The 15963-nt window shown below is 67.5% G+C and carries 20 protein-coding genes; 15 read left to right on the top strand and 5 right to left on the bottom strand.

The window, feature by feature from the left end; translation table 11 throughout:
• Complete coding sequence (gene kefF, locus QTI20_RS19825) at positions 1-726, bottom strand: glutathione-regulated potassium-efflux system oxidoreductase KefF (RefSeq protein ID WP_286553353.1); 726 nt, start codon at positions 724-726, stop codon at positions 1-3.
• Between the two features lie 101 nt (positions 727-827).
• Between kefF and QTI20_RS19830 the strand changes: the two genes are divergently transcribed.
• Positions 828-1286 (top strand): MaoC family dehydratase, encoded by a 459-nt coding sequence (locus tag QTI20_RS19830; protein ID WP_286553354.1) that lies wholly within the window; start codon positions 828-830, stop codon positions 1284-1286.
• 20 nt (positions 1287-1306) lie between these two features.
• On the opposite strand, the gene trmL is transcribed toward QTI20_RS19830, so the two are convergent.
• Together trmL and QTI20_RS19840 are read right to left on the bottom strand one after the other, a co-directional pair.
• A complete protein-coding gene (gene trmL, locus QTI20_RS19835; protein WP_219213875.1) occupies positions 1307-1768 on the bottom strand; it encodes a tRNA (uridine(34)/cytosine(34)/5-carboxymethylaminomethyluridine(34)-2'-O)-methyltransferase TrmL in 462 nt (153 codons plus the stop codon).
• Positions 1769-1799: 31 nt separating this feature from the next.
• Positions 1800-2516 (bottom strand): ComF family protein, encoded by a 717-nt coding sequence (locus QTI20_RS19840; protein ID WP_286553356.1) that lies wholly within the window; start codon positions 2514-2516, stop codon positions 1800-1802.
• A 22-nt stretch (positions 2517-2538) separates the two neighbouring features.
• Here QTI20_RS19840 and QTI20_RS19845 point away from each other — a divergent pair, with 22 nt between their 5' ends.
• The 8 genes from QTI20_RS19845 (at position 2539) to QTI20_RS19880 (ending at position 8893) form a co-directional block, all read left to right on the top strand.
• On the top strand, positions 2539-3444 hold the full coding sequence (locus tag QTI20_RS19845; RefSeq protein WP_286553359.1) for a methyltransferase domain-containing protein: 906 nt from the start codon (positions 2539-2541) through the stop codon (positions 3442-3444).
• 139 nt (positions 3445-3583) lie between these two features.
• Positions 3584-4060 (top strand): DUF2244 domain-containing protein, encoded by a 477-nt coding sequence (locus tag QTI20_RS19850; protein ID WP_286553360.1) that lies wholly within the window; start codon positions 3584-3586, stop codon positions 4058-4060.
• Between the two features lie 62 nt (positions 4061-4122).
• Positions 4123-5304 carry a cytochrome c oxidase subunit II gene (gene coxB / locus QTI20_RS19855; protein ID WP_183027114.1) on the top strand — a complete coding sequence of 394 codons (1182 nt, stop codon included), beginning with the start codon at positions 4123-4125 and terminating at the stop codon, positions 5302-5304.
• A 48-nt stretch (positions 5305-5352) separates the two neighbouring features.
• The gene (ctaD, locus tag QTI20_RS19860; protein WP_183027115.1) at positions 5353-6984 is read left to right on the top strand and encodes a cytochrome c oxidase subunit I; all 1632 of its coding nucleotides are present in this window, start codon (positions 5353-5355) and stop codon (positions 6982-6984) included.
• 24 nt (positions 6985-7008) lie between these two features.
• Positions 7009-7119, top strand: coding sequence for a cytochrome oxidase small assembly protein (locus tag QTI20_RS19865; protein WP_286553362.1), 111 nt, complete (start codon positions 7009-7011; stop codon positions 7117-7119).
• A gap of 1 nt (position 7120) precedes the next feature.
• Complete coding sequence (locus QTI20_RS19870) at positions 7121-7747, top strand: cytochrome c oxidase assembly protein (RefSeq protein ID WP_286553364.1); 627 nt, start codon at positions 7121-7123, stop codon at positions 7745-7747.
• Complete coding sequence (locus QTI20_RS19875; protein ID WP_286553366.1) at positions 7744-7953, top strand: DUF2970 domain-containing protein; 210 nt, start codon at positions 7744-7746, stop codon at positions 7951-7953. The genes QTI20_RS19870 and QTI20_RS19875 overlap by 4 nt, the downstream gene beginning before the upstream one ends.
• Before the next feature lie 58 nt (positions 7954-8011).
• Entirely contained in the window at positions 8012-8893 is an 882-nt protein-coding gene (locus tag QTI20_RS19880; protein WP_286553368.1) for a cytochrome c oxidase subunit 3, read from the top strand.
• An 86-nt stretch (positions 8894-8979) separates the two neighbouring features.
• Here QTI20_RS19880 and QTI20_RS19885 read toward each other — a convergent pair whose 3' ends face one another.
• Positions 8980-9201 carry a twin transmembrane helix small protein gene (locus QTI20_RS19885; protein ID WP_183027119.1) on the bottom strand — a complete coding sequence of 74 codons (222 nt, stop codon included), beginning with the start codon at positions 9199-9201 and terminating at the stop codon, positions 8980-8982.
• A gap of 36 nt (positions 9202-9237) precedes the next feature.
• On the opposite strand from QTI20_RS19885, the gene QTI20_RS19890 reads away from it, so the two are divergent.
• From QTI20_RS19890 to QTI20_RS19915, 6 genes are read left to right on the top strand one after another with little or no spacing between them, the layout of a single operon-like run.
• The gene (locus QTI20_RS19890) at positions 9238-10044 is read left to right on the top strand and encodes an SURF1 family protein (protein WP_286553482.1); all 807 of its coding nucleotides are present in this window, start codon (positions 9238-9240) and stop codon (positions 10042-10044) included.
• Positions 10031-10711 (top strand): redox-active disulfide-containing membrane protein, encoded by a 681-nt coding sequence (locus QTI20_RS19895; RefSeq protein ID WP_286553370.1) that lies wholly within the window; start codon positions 10031-10033, stop codon positions 10709-10711. The genes QTI20_RS19890 and QTI20_RS19895 overlap by 14 nt, the downstream gene beginning before the upstream one ends.
• 6 nt (positions 10712-10717) lie before the next feature.
• The gene (locus QTI20_RS19900; protein WP_286553371.1) at positions 10718-11920 is read left to right on the top strand and encodes a COX15/CtaA family protein; all 1203 of its coding nucleotides are present in this window, start codon (positions 10718-10720) and stop codon (positions 11918-11920) included.
• Positions 11917-12834 carry a heme o synthase gene (cyoE, locus tag QTI20_RS19905; RefSeq protein WP_286553372.1) on the top strand — a complete coding sequence of 306 codons (918 nt, stop codon included), beginning with the start codon at positions 11917-11919 and terminating at the stop codon, positions 12832-12834. The genes QTI20_RS19900 and cyoE overlap by 4 nt, the downstream gene beginning before the upstream one ends.
• Before the next feature lie 7 nt (positions 12835-12841).
• The gene (locus QTI20_RS19910; RefSeq protein WP_286553376.1) at positions 12842-13438 is read left to right on the top strand and encodes an SCO family protein; all 597 of its coding nucleotides are present in this window, start codon (positions 12842-12844) and stop codon (positions 13436-13438) included.
• 7 nt (positions 13439-13445) lie between these two features.
• Entirely contained in the window at positions 13446-14273 is an 828-nt protein-coding gene (locus tag QTI20_RS19915; RefSeq protein ID WP_286553377.1) for a DNA alkylation repair protein, read from the top strand.
• A 43-nt stretch (positions 14274-14316) separates the two neighbouring features.
• Here the strand turns inward: QTI20_RS19915 and rpoH are convergent, their stop codons facing one another.
• On the bottom strand, positions 14317-15261 hold the full coding sequence (gene rpoH, locus QTI20_RS19920; RefSeq protein WP_286553378.1) for an RNA polymerase sigma factor RpoH: 945 nt from the start codon (positions 15259-15261) through the stop codon (positions 14317-14319).
• Between the last annotated feature and the right edge of the window lie 702 nt (positions 15262-15963).

The following is a 15963-nucleotide window of genomic DNA, read 5'->3' on the forward strand; positions in this document are numbered from 1 at the left end:
TCAGGCCGCCTTCTTCTCGTCGGCCGCCGCGGCCGGTGTCGCCATGGCGGCCAGCGCCCGCTGCATCCCGTCGCTGAAGGCGGCGCTGCGGTCCGGCTCGAGGGCCGGCCGGTCGGCCGCCGGCACCTCGCAGGCCGGGCAGTCGCCCAGCGCGTCGAGTTCGGGCCAGGCCGGGTAGCTGGCCAGGCGCTCGGCGAAGGTCTGGACGTGGGCCGTGACTTCGGCCGCGTCGGCGCTGCGCGCGCCGTGCAGGATCATCGGCGGCAGGAAGCGCATGCCGCACAGCGCGGCGGTCTGCTCGTAGGGCGGCAGGAAGGCGTCGAAGAAGTAGCGGTTGTAGCTTTGCGGGTGGTAGCTCTCCTGCGGGCCGCCGGTGGTCGCGACCAGCCACAGGGCCTTGCCGCGCAGTGCCGTGCCGCCGGTGCCGTAGGCCCAGCCGTAGTGCAGCACCTCGTCGAGCCAGAGCTTCTGCAGCGGCGGCATCGCATACCACTGGATCGGGTGCAGCAGCACCAGCAGGTCGGCCCGCGCCAGGCGTTCGCGCTCGGCATGGGCGTCGATGGCGTAGTCGGGGTAGCTGCCGTAGAGGTCGTTGACGTCGATGCCCGGCACCTGCCGCGCGGCCGCCAGCATGCGCCGGTTGACGCGCGAATCGCGCCAGTGCGGGTGGGCGGCGATCACGTAGATGCGCGCCGCGTCGGTTCCCGTTTCTGTTGTTGTAGTCATATCCCGCGAACATAGCGCAGCGGACGCATCCCGTGCCGGTTCGCGGTTGTTGTCGCCGCGCGGACAGCGCGTTGCGAAGACGCCGGCGTACAGTGCGTCGCATGAAAAAGACATTCCAGACCCTGGCGGACCTCGCCGCCTGCGTCGGCCAGGAAGTCGCGGTGAGCGACTGGCTGACCATCACCCAGGAACAGGTCAACCAGTTCGCCGAGGCGACCGGCGACCACCAGTGGATCCACGTCGACGTCGAGCGGGCCAAGGCCGGCCCCTTCGGCGCGCCGATCGCGCACGGCTTCCTCACGCTGTCGCTGCTGCCCAAGCTGTATGAAAGCGCCTTCGACGTCGTCGAATCGCGCATGGGCGTGAACTACGGCCTGAACCGGGTGCGCTTCATGTCGCCGGTGCCGGTCGGCAGCCGGCTGCGCGGGCGCATGAAGCTGCTGTCGGCCGAGCCGATCGCCGGCGACGGCCTGCAGATGGTGTGGGAAGCCACGATCGAGCTCGAAGGCGCGGCCAAGCCGGCCTGCGTGGCCGAGTCGGTGGTGCGGCGCTTCAAGTAACTAGGGCCTGTTCACAGGCCCTAACCGAAGCCGTTCTGCCGCCAGGCCTCGAACACCGTCACGGCCACGGCGTTCGACAGGTTGAGGCTGCGCTGCCCCTCGCGCATCGGCAGGCGCAGCTTCTGCGGCGGCGCGAAGCTGTCGCGCAGTTCGGGTGCCAGCCCGCGGGTTTCCGAACCGAAGACCAGCCAGTCGCCGGGCTGGAAGGCCACGTCGTGCACCGCCCGGGTGCCGCGGGTGGTCAGCGCGAACATGCGCTCGGGCGCGGGCGCCTCGCTGGCCAGCAGGGCGGCCCAGTCGGCATGGCGCTTCACTTCGGCGTACTCGTGGTAGTCGAGGCCGGCGCGGCGCAGCAGCTTGTCGTCCATCGAGAAACCCAGCGGTTCGACCAGGTGCAGCGTGCAGCCGGTGTTGGCCGCCAGGCGGATCACGTTGCCGGTGTTCGGCGGGATTTCGGGTTCGACCAGGACGATATGGAACATGGGGCCGATTGTCGCGGCCCCGGGGGCGACTTCAGCGCGGCGGATCGGTGCGGGCCAGCACCAGGCCGGTGATGTGCGCCGCGCCGGCCGCGCGCAGCACCGCCGCCGCCGCGAACAGCGAGGCCCCGCTGGTCATCACGTCGTCGAGCAGCACGACGCGCCGGCCTCCGACCTCCGCCGCGCGCAGCGGCTCGAGCGCGAAGGCGCCGCGCAGGTTGCGCAGCCGCTCGGCCCGGGTCAGGCCGCTCTGCGCCGTGGTGTCGCGGGTGCGCAGCAGCAGGCGCGCCTCGGTCTTGCGCGGCGCCAGGCGGCGTGCGAGTTCGAGCGCCTGGTTGAAGCCGCGTTCGCGCAGGCGGGCCGGTGCCAGCGGCATGGGAAGCAGCAGGTCGCAGGCGTCCAGCGCCGGTTCGACCCAGGGCGCGCTGCGCATCAGCGTGGCGAAGGGGCCCGCCCAGCCGGCCTGGCCCTGGAACTTGAATTCACCGATGTGGCCCGGCCAGGGCCAGGCGTAGCTGCAGGCGGCCAGGCAGGCGTCGAGCGGCGGCGGATGCCGCACGCATTCGCCGCAGCTCGCCACCCCGGCCGGCAGCGGCAGGGCGCAGGTGCGGCAGCGCGGTGCCGGCGGCGCGAAACGCGCCACGCAGGCGTCGCAGACCGGCCGCGAGGGCCAGGCGCGGCACACCGCGCACTGGCTGGGCAGCCGCCCTAGCAGAGACGAGAAAGGCCGTGCGGCCAGGCTGGAACGCATCGCTCAATATACTGGGCTCCCCATGCCCACCGATCCCGTCCAGCGCCCGCCGACCATCGATGCACCGGCCGCCGCAAGGTGGGCCCGGCTGCCCGCCCACCCCGCTTCCCCGTGGCTGCACGAGGAGATCGGCCGGCGCATGGAAGACCGGCTGCAATGGATCACGGCCAAGCCCCAGCGCTGGGCCGACTGGTCGCCGCTGCGTGGCGGGCTGGAAACGCATGCGCTGGTGGCGCGGCGCTACCGCGACGCCGTGCCCTACGTGATCGAGCCCGATGCGGCGCTGGCGGCCCGCACCGCCGAGGCGCTGAACACGCCCTGGTGGAGCGCGCGCCGCTGGCAGGGCGTGCGCGCCCGGGTCGAGGCGCCGCCGGAGGCGGGCGTCGACCTGCTGTGGGCCAACATGGCGCTGCACATGGCGGCCGATCCCCAGGCGCTGATCGCCGAGTGGCACCGGCACCTCGCGACCGACGGTTTCCTGATGTTCTCCTGTCTCGGACCGGACACCCTGCGCGAGCTGCGCGCGCTGTACGAAGGGCTGGGCTGGCCGCCCGCCTGCCACCAGTTCACCGACATGCACGACTGGGGCGACATGCTGGTCGGCGCGGGTTTCGCCGAGCCGATCATGGACATGGAGCGCATCGTGCTGACCTGGGCCACGCCCGAGGCCGCGTTCGCCGAATTGCGCGGGCTGGGGCGCAACTTGCACCCGGCGCGCTTCGCCGGCCTGCGCGGGCGCGGCTGGCAAGCCGAGCTCGCCGGCGCGCTGGCCGGATCGGCCGCGCAAGCCCCGGATGGCCGCATCTCGATGACCTTCGAAATCATCTACGGCCATGCCTTCAAGCCGCCGCCGCGCGTGGCGCTGTCCGGCGAAAGCGCGGTTTCCCTGCGCCAGATGCGCGAGATGCTGCAGCGCGGGCGGCCTTGATCGAGGTCAAATTGTGCAACCGACCCGCTACAATCCGCGGTTGCGTGAACTCCCGGGGCTTTTCCCTCGTTCGATGATTGCCCAACCTGGCTGAAACGGGAGCGGTGGCCGTCGAAGAACCGATCTGCCGAACTCGTCCGTGTCGAATTCCGTGTTTCGTTTTGCCACCGTCTCAGGCCAGAGCATCCACTGGTTTCTGAAGCGCAACTGCTCGGTCACCCCGAGTCAGCTGGGGTGGCTCTACGCGTCGCTTTGCGTGATCTCGCTGGGCGTCGGCACGGGTTTCTGGCTGAACGGCGCACCGCTGGTGCTGCCGTTCGCATGGATCGAGCTCATTGCGGTCGGCGTCGCTTTCATGCTGTATGCCAGGCACGCGACCGACGGAGAGCGGATCGAGTTGCAGGGCGGGCGGCTGGTGGTCGAGCTGGAAAACGGAGGGCGCTGCGAGCGCACGGAGTTCTTGCCGCACCAGGTGAGGGTCGAGCCGCAGGTCAGCGATCGTTCGCTGATCGAGGTGTCGGGGCAGGGTCGGTCGGTCAAGGTGGGGCGCTATGTGCGCCCCGAATTGCGCGCGGCGCTGGCGCGCGAGATTCGCATGGCATTGCGTGGCGTTTGAGCGGCACGGGGCTCGCACCGTGCAGGCCGGTGGGTTAAACGGAAATTGAAGAAGTGAACACGATGAAGAGCATTTGGCGCAACAAGTACAGGCCGGCGAATTTGCTGCTGGCGGCCAGCGCGGTCCTCGGCGGCGCGGCGCATGCAGTCGAAGACCTGCCGGGCGGTCCGCTGGTGCGCCAGCTGAACATGCCGGTCGGCGTGACCAAGATCGCGCAGGAACAGCATTTCCTGCACACGGTCATGATGATCCTGTGCACCGTGATCTTCATCGCCGTGTTCGCGGTCATGTTCTATTCGATCTGGAAGCACCGCAAGTCGGTGGGCCACAAGGCCGCCAACTTCCATGAATCGGTGGTGGTCGAAGTCGTCTGGACCATCGTGCCCTTCATCATCGTGATCCTGATGGCGCTGCCGGCCACCAAGGTGCTGGTGGCCCAGAAGGACACCACCAACGCCGACCTCACCGTCAAGGCCACCGGTTACCAGTGGAAGTGGGGCTACGACTACATCACCGGCGAGGGCGAGGGCCTGGGCTTCATCTCGACGCTCGACAGCTCGCACCGCGCGATGTCGAACGCCGGCGCCAAGGGCGAGATCCCGGCCGACTACCTGTTCAAGGTCGACAACCCGCTGGTGGTGCCGGTCGACAAGAAGATCCGCGTGATCACCACCGCCAACGACGTGATCCACGCCTTCGCCGTGCCGCAGTTCGGCATCAAGCAGGACGCGATCCCCGGCTTCGTGCGCGACACCTGGTTCCGGGCCGAGAAGGTCGGCGACTACTACGGCCAGTGCCAGGAACTGTGCGGCAAGGAGCACGCCTACATGCCGATCCACGTGAAGGTGGTCTCGGCCGCCGACTACACGGCCTGGGTCGACGTCAAGCGCAAGGAAGCCGCCGCCAAGCTCGACGACCCGAACAAGGTCTGGGCGCTGCCCGAGATGCTGGTGCGTGGCGAGAAGGTCTATGCGGCCAACTGCGCCGCCTGCCACCAGGCCAACGGCAAGGGCGCCGGCCCGATCAAGCCGCTCGACGGCTCGGCCAAGGTGCTCGACGCCGACCACACCGACCAGATCAATGTGCTGCTCAAGGGCCAGAACAACGGCGCGATGCCGTCCTGGAAGCAGCTGAGCGACACCGACATCGCCGCCGTCGCGACGTACACCAAGAACAGCTGGTCGAACAAGACGGGCCAGTTGGTGCAGCCGGCCGAAGTGAAGACCGAGCGGGCCAAGCTCTAAACAAGAGGCCAAGCGCCCCGCGACGAAGAAATTGCAAGGAACATTGAAATGAGTGCAGTCCTCGACCCACACGGTCACGCCCACGGCGATCACGCGCACGACGACCATCACCACGCGCCCACCGGCTGGCGCCGCTGGCTGTTCGCGACCAACCACAAGGACATCGGTACGCTGTACCTGCTGTTCTCGTTCACCATGCTGATGGTGGGCGGCGTGCTGGCGCTGCTGATCCGCGCCGAGCTGTTCCAGCCCGGCCTGCAACTCGTGAACCCCGAGCTGTTCAACCAGTTCACGACCATGCACGGTCTGATCATGGTGTTCGGCGCGATCATGCCGGCCTTCGTGGGCTTCGCGAACTGGATGATCCCGCTGCAGATCGGCGCTTCCGACATGGCCTTCGCGCGGATGAACAACTTCAGCTTCTGGCTGATGATCCCCGCCGCGCTGATGCTGGTGGGCTCGTTCTTCATGCCCGGCGGCGCCCCCGCGGCTGGCTGGACGCTCTACGCACCGCTGACGCTGCAGATGGGCCCGTCGATGGACGCGGGCATCTTCGCGATGCACATCCTCGGCGCCTCGTCGATCATGGGCTCGATCAACATCATCGTGACCATCCTCAACATGCGCGCCCCCGGCATGACGCTGATGAAGATGCCGATGTTCTGCTGGACCTGGCTCATCACCGCCTACCTGCTGATCGCCGTGATGCCCGTGCTGGCCGGCGCCATCACCATGACGCTGACCGACCGCCACTTCGGCACCAGCTTCTTCAACCCCGCCGGCGGCGGCGACCCGGTGATGTACCAGCACATCTTCTGGTTCTTCGGCCACCCCGAGGTCTACATCATGATCTTGCCGGCCTTCGGCATCGTGAGCCAGATCGTGCCGGCCTTCGCCCGCAAGAAGCTGTTCGGCTACGCCTCGATGGTGTACGCCACTTCGTCGATCGCGATCCTGTCCTTCATCGTGTGGGCCCACCACATGTTCACCACCGGCATGCCGGTGACCGGCCAGCTGTTCTTCATGTACGCGACCATGCTGATCGCGGTGCCCACGGCCGTGAAGATCTTCAACTGGATCGCCACGATGTGGCAGGGCTCGATGACCTTCGAGACGCCGATGCTGTTCGCGGTCGGCTTCATCTTCGTGTTCACGATGGGCGGCTTCACCGGCCTGATCCTGGCCGTGGCGCCGATCGACATCCAGCTGCAGGACACCTACTACGTGGTGGCCCACTTCCACTACGTGCTGGTGGCCGGTTCGCTGTATGCGATGTTCGCCGGCTTCTACTACTGGTGCCCGAAGTGGACCGGCGTGATGTACAACGAGACCCGCGGCAAGATCCACTTCTGGTGGTCGCTGATCTCCTTCAACATCACCTTCTTCCCGATGCACTTCCTGGGCCTGGCCGGCATGCCGCGCCGCTATGCCGACTACCCGATGCAGTTCGCCGACTTCAATGCGGTGGCCTCGGTCGGCGCCTTCGGCTTCGGTCTGGCACAGGTGTACTTCTTCTTCTTCGTCGTGCTGCCCGCGATGCGCGGCAAGGGCGAGCCTGCCGCGGCCAAGCCGTGGGAAGCCGCCGAAGGCCTCGAGTGGGAAGTGCCGTCGCCGGCGCCCTTCCACACCTTCGAGACCCCGCCCAAGCTCGACGCGACCGCCACCAAGGTGATCGGCTGATCCGCCGCCAGACGATTGCCTGCAATGACACCTGAACAGAAAAAGAACAACCGACGCATGGGGCTCACGCTGGCCTCCATCGCGGTGCTGTTCTTCATCGGTTTCATGGCGCGCATGGCCTGGTTCGGAGGCTGACATGGCACTGGGTTCCGCTCTTCGCCGCGAAAACGCCCGCATGGTCGGCAAGCTGGCGATCGTCGCCTGCGGCATGTTCGCCTTCGGCTACGGCCTGGTGCCGCTCTATCGCGCGATCTGCGAGATGACCGGGATCAACATCCTGGCGCTGTCCGAACTGGAAGTGCCGGGCGGCGCATCGGGCGGCAAGAACGTCCGCGTGCCGGACAACACGCAGGTCGACACCTCGCGCACGATCACCGTCGAGTTCGATGCCAACGTGCGCGGCCTCTGGGACTTCAAGCCCGAGCTGCGCTCGATGCAGGTGCACCCGGGCCAGCTGAACACCGTGATGTACGAGTTCCAGAACACGCAGAACCGTCGCATGGCGGCGCAGGCGATTCCGAGCTACGCGCCGCAGCAGGCCGCGCCGTACTTCAACAAGCTCGAGTGCTTCTGCTTCAACCAGTACACGCTGGATTCGGGCGAGAAGAAGCAGTGGCCGGTCGCCTTCGTGATCGACCCCAAGATTTCCAAGGACGTGAAGACCATCACGCTGTCGTACACCTTCTTCGAGGTGGGCGGCAAGACGCCCGCGGCACCGACGGCATCGGCCGCGCCGCTGGTGGGCGAGGAGCCGCGCTCGTGAGTCCGGCTGCCGCACCCCGCAAGGGCTCCATCTGGCGCACCGTCAAGGCGGTGGCCTGGGGCTTCTTCGGCGTGCGCAAGAACAGCGCCTATCAGGAAGACATCGCCCGGCTCACGCCGCTGCACATCGTGGCCGTGGGCCTGGTGGCGGTGGCGCTGTTCGTCGGCGCGCTGATCGTGCTGGTCAAGTACGTGGTTGCGGCCTGAGGCCACGACAAGAGTTGCCCCATAGAAACGAAAACGAGAGAGAAAGCCAGGAACGGATATGAGTTCAACCACCCACGGCACCACGCCTTACTACTTCGTGCCCGGGCCGTCGCGCCACCCGATCATGGCGGCCATCGGCCTGTTCTTCGTGATCCTGGGTGCGGGGCAGTGGATCAACGCGCACCAATGGGGCGCCTACTCGCTGGCCTTCGGCCTGCTGTGGTGGTGGGTCGTGCTGTACCAATGGTTCAGCGAATCGATCCGTGAAAGCGAAAGCGGGCAGTACGGTCACAAGATCGACCTGTCCTACCGCTGGAGCATGAGCTGGTTCATCTTCTCGGAAGTGATGTTCTTCGGCGCCTTCTTCACCGCGCTGTGGTGGACCCGCACCCATTCGCTGCCGGCGCTCGGCAGCCTGGACAACGCGCTGCTGTGGCCCGACTTCAAGGCCGTGTGGCCCAGCGTCGCGGCCGGCGTGACCGGTTCGCCGGCCGGTATCGTCGAGCCCTTCCAGACCGTCGGCCCCTTCTGGCTGCCGACCATCAACACCGCGCTGCTGCTGAGCTCGGGTGTGACGCTGACCATCGCCCACCACGCGCTGCGCGCCGACCACCGCGCCCAGTGCATCCGCTTCATGTGGCTGACCGTGCTGCTGGGCATCGTGTTCCTGGGCGTCCAGGGCTACGAGTACTACCACCTGTACACCGAACTGAACCTCAAGCTCAGCTCGGGTGCCTACGGCTCGACCTTCTTCATGCTGACCGGCTTCCACGGCCTGCACGTGTTCATCGGCATGCTGATGCTGCTGTTCATCACGCTGCGCCTGCAGAAGGGCCACTTCACGGCCGAGCGCCACTTCGGTTTCGAAGGCGCCGCCTGGTACTGGCACTTCGTCGACGTGGTGTGGCTGGGCCTCTACTTCCTGGTCTACTGGCTTTGAGCATTCCGACCGGTCCGAAAAAAAAGCGCCGGAAGGCGCTTTTTTCATGGTCGCCCTGGTCCTGGTGGACCTGGAACGAGCACGATCTACTTGCCGATCGGCAGCCCGCCGGGCGTGATGTAGCCCAGCTTCCAGCCCAGCAGCACGCAGAGGAACAAAAGGACCGACAGGCCGATCCGAACCGTGAGGGCGCGCACCATGCCGCCGCTCTTGGCGCGGCCATCCCGGCCGTCTTTCATCATGAAGAACAGGGCCCAGCCCAGGCTGGCCAGGATGCCCGCGAACGCAAGGGCGAGGACGTATTTCATGAACCCGATTATCGGCCTCGCGAGGCACCTCCGGTGCTGAACGACGTGCCACCCGCGCCCGTTCGGCCTGCCCGGCGCGGACGTTTCTGGCTGGTCACGCTGGCCGCCGTGCTGACCCTCGCCACCACCGTCTCGCTGGGCCGCTGGCAGCTGTCGCGCGCGGCGCAGAAGGAAGCGCTGCAGGCCGAGATCGATGCGCAGAAGCTGCTGCCGCCGCTCGACCAGGAGGCCTTCCTGACGCTGGACCAACCCGCGCAGGCGCTGCACCGCCCGGTGCACCTGCGCGGCCTCTGGCTGGCGCCGCAGACCGTCTACCTGGACAACCGCCAGATGCGCGGCGTGCCCGGCTTCTATGTGCTGACGCCCTTCGCCATCGAGGGCAGCGAGCAGACGGTGATGATCCAGCGCGGCTGGGTGCAGCGCAATTTCACCGACCGCACGCAGCTGGTGCCGGTCGAGACGCCCGGCGGCCTGGTCGAGGTGACGGCGCTGGTCGCCACGCCGCCCGCGCATCTGTTCGAGCTGGGCAAGGAAGCGGCACCGGCGCCGGCGCCCGAAGGCCAGCAGCCCGCCGTGGGGTCTTCCCCCATCCGGCAGAATCTGGACCTCGAAGCCTTCCGCGCCGAGACCCGGCTGCCCTTGCGCACCGACCTCTCGCTGCAGCAGACCGGCGCCGCCTCCGAAGGCCTGCTGCGCGAATGGCCCGCGCCCGCGCTGGGCGTCGAAAAGCACTATGGCTATGCATTCCAGTGGTTCGGCCTCGCGGCCCTCGTCGTCTTCCTCTATGTCTGGTTCCAACTCATCGCCCCCCGGCGCAGCAAGGCCCGTGATGTCCGCTCCTGACGAGCCGCTCGGCCTGACCGTGCATTCGATGCCCTCGCCGACCCAGGCGCTGCAGGGCGGCGAAGGCCGCCGCACCGCGCTCGGCCGCTGGAAGATGGCGGCCGTGATGCTGTGCTGCGCCGCGCCGGTGATCGCCTCCTATTTCACCTACTACGTGGTCCGGCCCGAAGGCCGCAGCGTGTACGGCGAACTGATCGAGCCGCAGCGCCCGCTGCCGGCGCTGAACGCCATCGCCCGCGACGGCACGCCCACGCCGCTGCCCGCGCTCAAGGGCCAGTGGCTGCTGGTGACGGTGGCCGATGCGGCCTGCGACGCGCTGTGCGAGCAGCAGCTCTACCTGCAGCGCCAGCTGCGCGAGAGCCTGGGCCGCGAAAAGGACCGGCTCGACCGCGTCTGGCTGGTGAGCGACGCGGCCCCGGTGCCCGCGCGCCTGGACAACGGCCTGCACGGCGCGACCGTGCTGCGCGTGCCGGCAGCCGACCTCGCGCAGTGGCTGGTGCCCGCGGCCGGCCATGCGCTGGCCGAGCACCTGTTCGTGGTGGACCCGCTGGGCAACCTGATGATGCGCTTCCCGGCCCGCATGGATGCCGAAGGCGCGGGCCATGCCAAGCGCGACCTGGGGCGCCTGTTGCGGGCGTCGTCGTCCTGGGACGAGGCGGGCCGCTGATTCTCGATGAAGGAAACCCAGTCTCTCTACGACCTCACGCCCGTCGCCTGGCTCATGGCCATGGGCGTGCTGATCGCGCTCGGCCCGCTGTTCTGGGTCTGGCGGCGCAACGCCGGCGCCGGCCCCGCGCGCCGGCTGCACGCGCTGACCGTGCTCACGCTCTTCCTCACCTTCGACCTCACGCTCTTCGGCGCCTTCACCCGGCTCACCGATTCGGGCCTGGGCTGCCCGGACTGGCCCGGCTGCTACGGCAACGCCAGCCCGCTGGGCGCGCGGCACGAGATCGCGATGGCGCAGTCGGCGCAGCCCACCGGCCCGGTCACGCACAGCAAGGCCTGGGTCGAGATGGTGCACCGCTACCTGGCCACCGGCGTGGGCGTGCTGATCCTGGTGCTGTCCGTCGCCACCTGGATCGAACGCCGCCGCCAGCGCCGCCTGTCCGCGCGCGAGGCGGCCGACGCGCCGCAGGCGCTCAGCGCCTGGTGGCCCGCCGCCACGCTGGTCTGGGTCTGCCTGCAGGGCGCCTTCGGCGCGCTCACGGTCACGCTCAAGCTGTTCCCGGCCATCGTCACCCTGCATCTGATGGGCGCGATCGTGCTGCTCGCGCTGCTGTGCATCCAGGCCGTGCGCTACCGGCAGGCCGCGGCCGCGCGCGGCCCGGTGCCGATCGCCTCGCCGCTGCGCACCCTGCTGGTCGCCACCACCGCGCTGCTCACGCTGCAGATCGCGCTGGGCGGCTGGGTCAGCACCAACTACGCGGTGCTGGCCTGCACCCAGTTCCCCACCTGCCAGGGCAGCTGGTGGCCGCCGATGAATTTCGCCCAGGGCTTCCAGATCTGGCGTGAGCTGGGTGTGGACACCTCGGGCACGCCGATCGACTTCGCGGCGCTCACCGCCATCCACTATGTGCACCGCCTGATGGCCTACCTGGTCTTCGTCGCGCTGGGCGTGCTGGCCTGGCGCCTGCATCGCATCGTTGCGCTGCGCTTCTCGGCGCGCTGGCTGGCCGGACTCGCGCTGCTGCAGCTCGCCACCGGCCTGGGCAACGTGCTGCTGGGCTGGCCGCTGGCCGCGGCCGTGCTGCACACCGGCGGCGCCGCGGCGCTGGCCGTGGTGCTGGTCTGGACGCTGTGCGAGAGCCGGCGCGAAAAGAATGCGGTGACGGTGCGCGGCACCGCCCCGCGTTCGGGCACCATGGGGGCCGCATGAGCAGACCCGTTCCCACCCCTCCCGCACCGCAGAGCGCCTCGAACGCCAGCGTGATCCGCCAGTTCTATGCGCTGACCAAGCCGCGCGTGGTCCAGCTCATCGTCTTCTGCGCCCTGATCGGCATGGTGCTGGCCGTGCCCGGCGCACCGAGCCTGGCCGACGTGGAGCGCGCGCTGCTGGCCTGCATCGGCATCTGGCTGGTGGCCGGTGCGGCCGCCGCCTTCAACTGCCTGGTCGAGAAGGGCATCGACGCCAAGATGAAGCGCACCGCCTGGCGCCCGACCGCGCGCGGCGAGCTCAGCGACCGGCAGGCGCTGATCTTCTCGGCGCTGCTGTGCGCGGCCGGCTCGGCGCTGCTGTGGTTCACGGTCAACCCGCTGACCATGTGGCTCACCTTCGCCACCTTCGTCGGCTACGCGGTGATCTACACCGTGATCCTCAAGCCGCTGACGCCGCAGAACATCGTGATCGGCGGCGCCTCGGGCGCGATGCCGCCGGTGCTGGGCTGGGCCGCGATGACCGGCGACGTCGGGCCGGAGGCGCTGATCCTGTTCCTGATCATCTTCCTCTGGACGCCGCCGCACTTCTGGGCGCTGGCGCTCTACCGGGTCGAGGACTACCGCAAGGCCGGCCTGCCGATGCTGCCGGTCACGCACGGCAACGCGTTCACACGGCTGCAGGTGCTGCTCTACACCTTCATCCTGTTCGCGGCCTGCCTGATGCCCTTCATCTACGGCATGAGCGGCTGGCTGTACCTCGCGGTGGCGGTGGTGGTGAGCATCGGTTTCAGCGGCTACGCCTTCGCGCTGTGGCGCAACTATTCCGACGCGCTCGCGCGCAAGACCTTCCGTTTCTCCCTGATCCACCTGAGCGTGCTGTTCGCGGCGCTGCTGGTCGATCACTACCTCCTCTGACGACGCCATGCACAAGCGACATTTCCTGCAGTGGGCCGGCGCGGCCGCCCTGGTCGGCACCAGCCTCGCCGCCTGCACCGAGGCCAAGCCCAATTTCAATGCGGTCGACATGACCGGCGCCGACTACGCCAAGAATTTCGCGCTGACCGACGCCGAGGGCAAGGCGCGCACGCTGCAGGACTTCAAGGGCAAGGTGGTGGTGCTGTTCTTCGGCTACGCCCAGTGCCCCGACGTCTGCCCGACCACCATGAGCGAGATGGCGCAGGTCAAGCAGCAGCTGGGCAAGGACGGCGACAAGTTGCAGGTGCTGTTCGTCACGGTCGACCCCGAGCGCGACACGCCCGAGGTCATGAAGGCCTACATGGGCGCCTTCGACCCCTCCTTCGTCGCGCTGATCCCGACCAACGAACAGCTGGTCGCGATGGCCAAGGACTACAAGGCCTACTACAAGAAGGTCGACGGCAAGACGCCCACCAGCTACTCGATGGACCACTCGGCCGCCAGCTACATCTACGACACGCAGGGGCGGCTGCGCCTCTACGCGCGCTACGGCATGGGCGTGGCGCCGATGGTGGCGGACGTGAAGACGCTGCTCGCTTCCTGAACAGGGCATGGCGACGGCGGCGGACTCGGTCGAGCACCTGAAAGGGCGCAAGGGCGCATTCCGCATCGCGTTGATCCCGCCCGAGGTGCTGCAGGCCCTCAACGACGGCCGGCTCGAGACCGTCAACCTCAACGAATTCATGGCGCTGGCGCTGCCGCAACTGGCGCGCAGCGTGGCGGGCCACATCGGACTCGATGCGCAGCACGAGCGTCTGCTCGACACGCTGGCCATGCTCGACGCCTTCAGGCCGATGCAGCGCCACGGCCACATCGCCCGCGTGCTCTACGACCTGGCGGCGCAGCACGACGAACGCGACGCCGTGGCCCACAGGCTGGCCACCCACCCCAGCGACGTGGCGCGCTGCTGGGCCGCGCAATGGGTCACGCTGTCGGGTCTGCCGCTGCCGGCGCAACTGGAGGCGGTACGACGCTTTGCCGCCGATCCGCATTTCGGCGTGCGCGAGATCGCCTGGATGGCGGTGCGCGATGCGGTCATCGCCTCGCTCGACGAAGCGCTGGCCTTGTTGCAGCCCTGGGTGGGCGATCCCGATCCGAACATCCGCCGCTTCGCGAGCGAACTCACGCGCCCGCGCGGTGTGTGGTGTGCGCAGATCGAGGCGCTCAAAACCGCGCCCTGGCGCGCGCTGGCCTTGCTCGAACCCCTGCGCGCCGATCCGAGCCGCTATGTGCAGAACTCGGTGGCCAACTGGCTCAACGACGCGAGCAAGAGCCAGGGGGAATGGGTCGACGGCGTGTGCGCGCGCTGGGTGGCGGAATCGGACACGCCCCAGACGCGCTACATCGCCAAGCGGGCGCTGCGCACGCTCTCCAAATGACAAAGCCCGGCATGCCGGGCTTTGTTCCTGGAGGGCGAAGGCCTCACGCGTAGTCGGCGAGCGCCTTCTTCATCTTCTTCATGGCCGCCACCTCGATCTGGCGGATGCGCTCGGCGCTCACGCCGTACACGTCGGCCAGGTCGTGCAGCGTCATGCCGCCCGAACCGTCGTCGTTGACCTTGAGCCAGCGCTCTTCCACGATCCGGCGGCTGCGCTCGTCCAGCGCTTCCAGCGCGGTCGCGATGCCGTCGCTCGACAGCTTGTCGCGCGCACGCGATTCCAGCTGCGCGGTCGGCTCCTGCGTGGCGTCCGCCAGGTAGGCGATCGGGCCGAAGGCGTCGTCGCCGTCGTCCGAGGGGCTCGGGTCGAGCAGCACGTCGCCGCCCGACAGACGCATCTCCATCTCGAGCACTTCCTCGCGCTTGACGTTGAGCTTCTCCGCCATCTGCGTGATCTGGCCTTCGGTCAGGGTCGAGCGATGGGTGTCGCCATCGGCGGCGGCGTCGTCGGCCTTGAAACCCTGCTTCATCGAACGCAGATTGAAGAACAGCTTGCGCTGCGCCTTGGTGGTGGCGACCTTCACCATGCGCCAGTTCTTCAGGATGTACTCGTGAATCTCGGCCTTGATCCAGTGCATGGCGTAGCTCACCAGCCGGACGCCCTGGTCCGGATCGAAGCGCTTCACCGCCTTCATCAGGCCGATGTTGCCTTCCTGGATCAGGTCGCCGTGCGGCAGCCCGTAGCCCAGGTACTGGCGGGAGATGGAGACCACGAGGCGCAGGTGCGACAGGATCAGAGCACCTGCCGATTCGAGGTCGTTGTGGTCACGCAGGCTGCGCGCAAAGCCCTGCTCTTCCTCGAGGGAGAGCAGCGGCAGGCGGTTCGCAGCCGAAATGTAGGCATCCAGGTTGCCCAGCGGCGGCACCATCGACCAGGGGTTGGCGACGGCGAGTTGATGGGTCATAGAGGCTCCAGACAGACTTGTCATTGGGGGAACTCCTTTGTTGATCGACATATTAGCACTCGGTTGGAGGGAGTGCTAAGGCAAGGGTTCCCCGGGGCGGAGGGCGTGAGCGTTCCGTTTTGTTTCGAACGAAGCGGGCCCGGATGGATCCTTGGTCTCGACAGGCAGTCTGGGGGGCACACAGCCTCCTCTATGTAGTGTCCGTGCCGTCTCTCCTGTAGTTCCATTGCCCGCGCCGATGGGGACTGCTGCCTTCGAACCCCGTCGAGCGGGTGCATTGTTCAAACTTCTTGTAGGTGCAGGCTTGCAAGCGCCTGTTTTTGGCATACACTTGAGGGCTTCGCTCAGCAGACGTCACGTACGAAAGCAGACCGGGGTGATGCTGGAAGGCTTCACTCTGGTGAGCAAAGAAAAAAGCCGAAAGGTTTGACGAAGTCGCCAAAACCGAGTCATAATCGAAGGCTGCGCTGAAAACGAATCGCAGTTGAGCTTCAGGGGATGAGAGTCCGAACGAAGTGAGACGGTGAAGAAAAAGAAAGCGAAAAAAGTTTGACGGTTCTGTAAAAACCGTGATAGACTACAAGGCTTCGCTGATCGCAGCGAACGCAAGCAGAAGACGGTAGATGTCTGATGCGGTTCATTAAAAATCTACAGCCGATAAGCGTGGGCGTTTGAAGGTAATTGCCAAGTTCTTCGGAACAAGTCGCAAGACTTTAAACGCTCATG

Origin of the sequence: Variovorax sp. J2P1-31 (assembly GCF_030317215.1) — a bacterium.
Classification (GTDB): domain Bacteria; phylum Pseudomonadota; class Gammaproteobacteria; order Burkholderiales; family Burkholderiaceae_C; genus Variovorax.

What these genes read in the sequence shown, in the direction of transcription:
- kefF (WP_286553353.1), bottom strand. Translation starts at nt 726, where the DNA reads ATGACTACAACAACAGAAACGGGAACCGACGCGGCGCGCATCTACGTG.
- QTI20_RS19830 (WP_286553354.1), top strand. Translation starts at nt 828, where the DNA reads ATGAAAAAGACATTCCAGACCCTGGCGGACCTCGCCGCCTGCGTCGGC.
- trmL (WP_219213875.1), bottom strand. Translation starts at nt 1,768, where the DNA reads ATGTTCCATATCGTCCTGGTCGAACCCGAAATCCCGCCGAACACCGGC.
- QTI20_RS19840 (WP_286553356.1), bottom strand. Translation starts at nt 2,516, where the DNA reads ATGCGTTCCAGCCTGGCCGCACGGCCTTTCTCGTCTCTGCTAGGGCGG.
- QTI20_RS19845 (WP_286553359.1), top strand. Translation starts at nt 2,539, where the DNA reads ATGCCCACCGATCCCGTCCAGCGCCCGCCGACCATCGATGCACCGGCC.
- coxB (WP_183027114.1), top strand. Translation starts at nt 4,123, where the DNA reads ATGAAGAGCATTTGGCGCAACAAGTACAGGCCGGCGAATTTGCTGCTG.
- ctaD (WP_183027115.1), top strand. Translation starts at nt 5,353, where the DNA reads ATGAGTGCAGTCCTCGACCCACACGGTCACGCCCACGGCGATCACGCG.
- QTI20_RS19865 (WP_286553362.1), top strand. Translation starts at nt 7,009, where the DNA reads ATGACACCTGAACAGAAAAAGAACAACCGACGCATGGGGCTCACGCTG.
- QTI20_RS19870 (WP_286553364.1), top strand. Translation starts at nt 7,121, where the DNA reads ATGGCACTGGGTTCCGCTCTTCGCCGCGAAAACGCCCGCATGGTCGGC.
- QTI20_RS19880 (WP_286553368.1), top strand. Translation starts at nt 8,012, where the DNA reads ATGAGTTCAACCACCCACGGCACCACGCCTTACTACTTCGTGCCCGGG.
- QTI20_RS19885 (WP_183027119.1), bottom strand. Translation starts at nt 9,201, where the DNA reads ATGAAATACGTCCTCGCCCTTGCGTTCGCGGGCATCCTGGCCAGCCTG.
- QTI20_RS19895 (WP_286553370.1), top strand. Translation starts at nt 10,031, where the DNA reads ATGTCCGCTCCTGACGAGCCGCTCGGCCTGACCGTGCATTCGATGCCC.
- QTI20_RS19900 (WP_286553371.1), top strand. Translation starts at nt 10,718, where the DNA reads ATGAAGGAAACCCAGTCTCTCTACGACCTCACGCCCGTCGCCTGGCTC.
- cyoE (WP_286553372.1), top strand. Translation starts at nt 11,917, where the DNA reads ATGAGCAGACCCGTTCCCACCCCTCCCGCACCGCAGAGCGCCTCGAAC.
- QTI20_RS19910 (WP_286553376.1), top strand. Translation starts at nt 12,842, where the DNA reads ATGCACAAGCGACATTTCCTGCAGTGGGCCGGCGCGGCCGCCCTGGTC.
- QTI20_RS19915 (WP_286553377.1), top strand. Translation starts at nt 13,446, where the DNA reads ATGGCGACGGCGGCGGACTCGGTCGAGCACCTGAAAGGGCGCAAGGGC.
- rpoH (WP_286553378.1), bottom strand. Translation starts at nt 15,261, where the DNA reads ATGACAAGTCTGTCTGGAGCCTCTATGACCCATCAACTCGCCGTCGCC.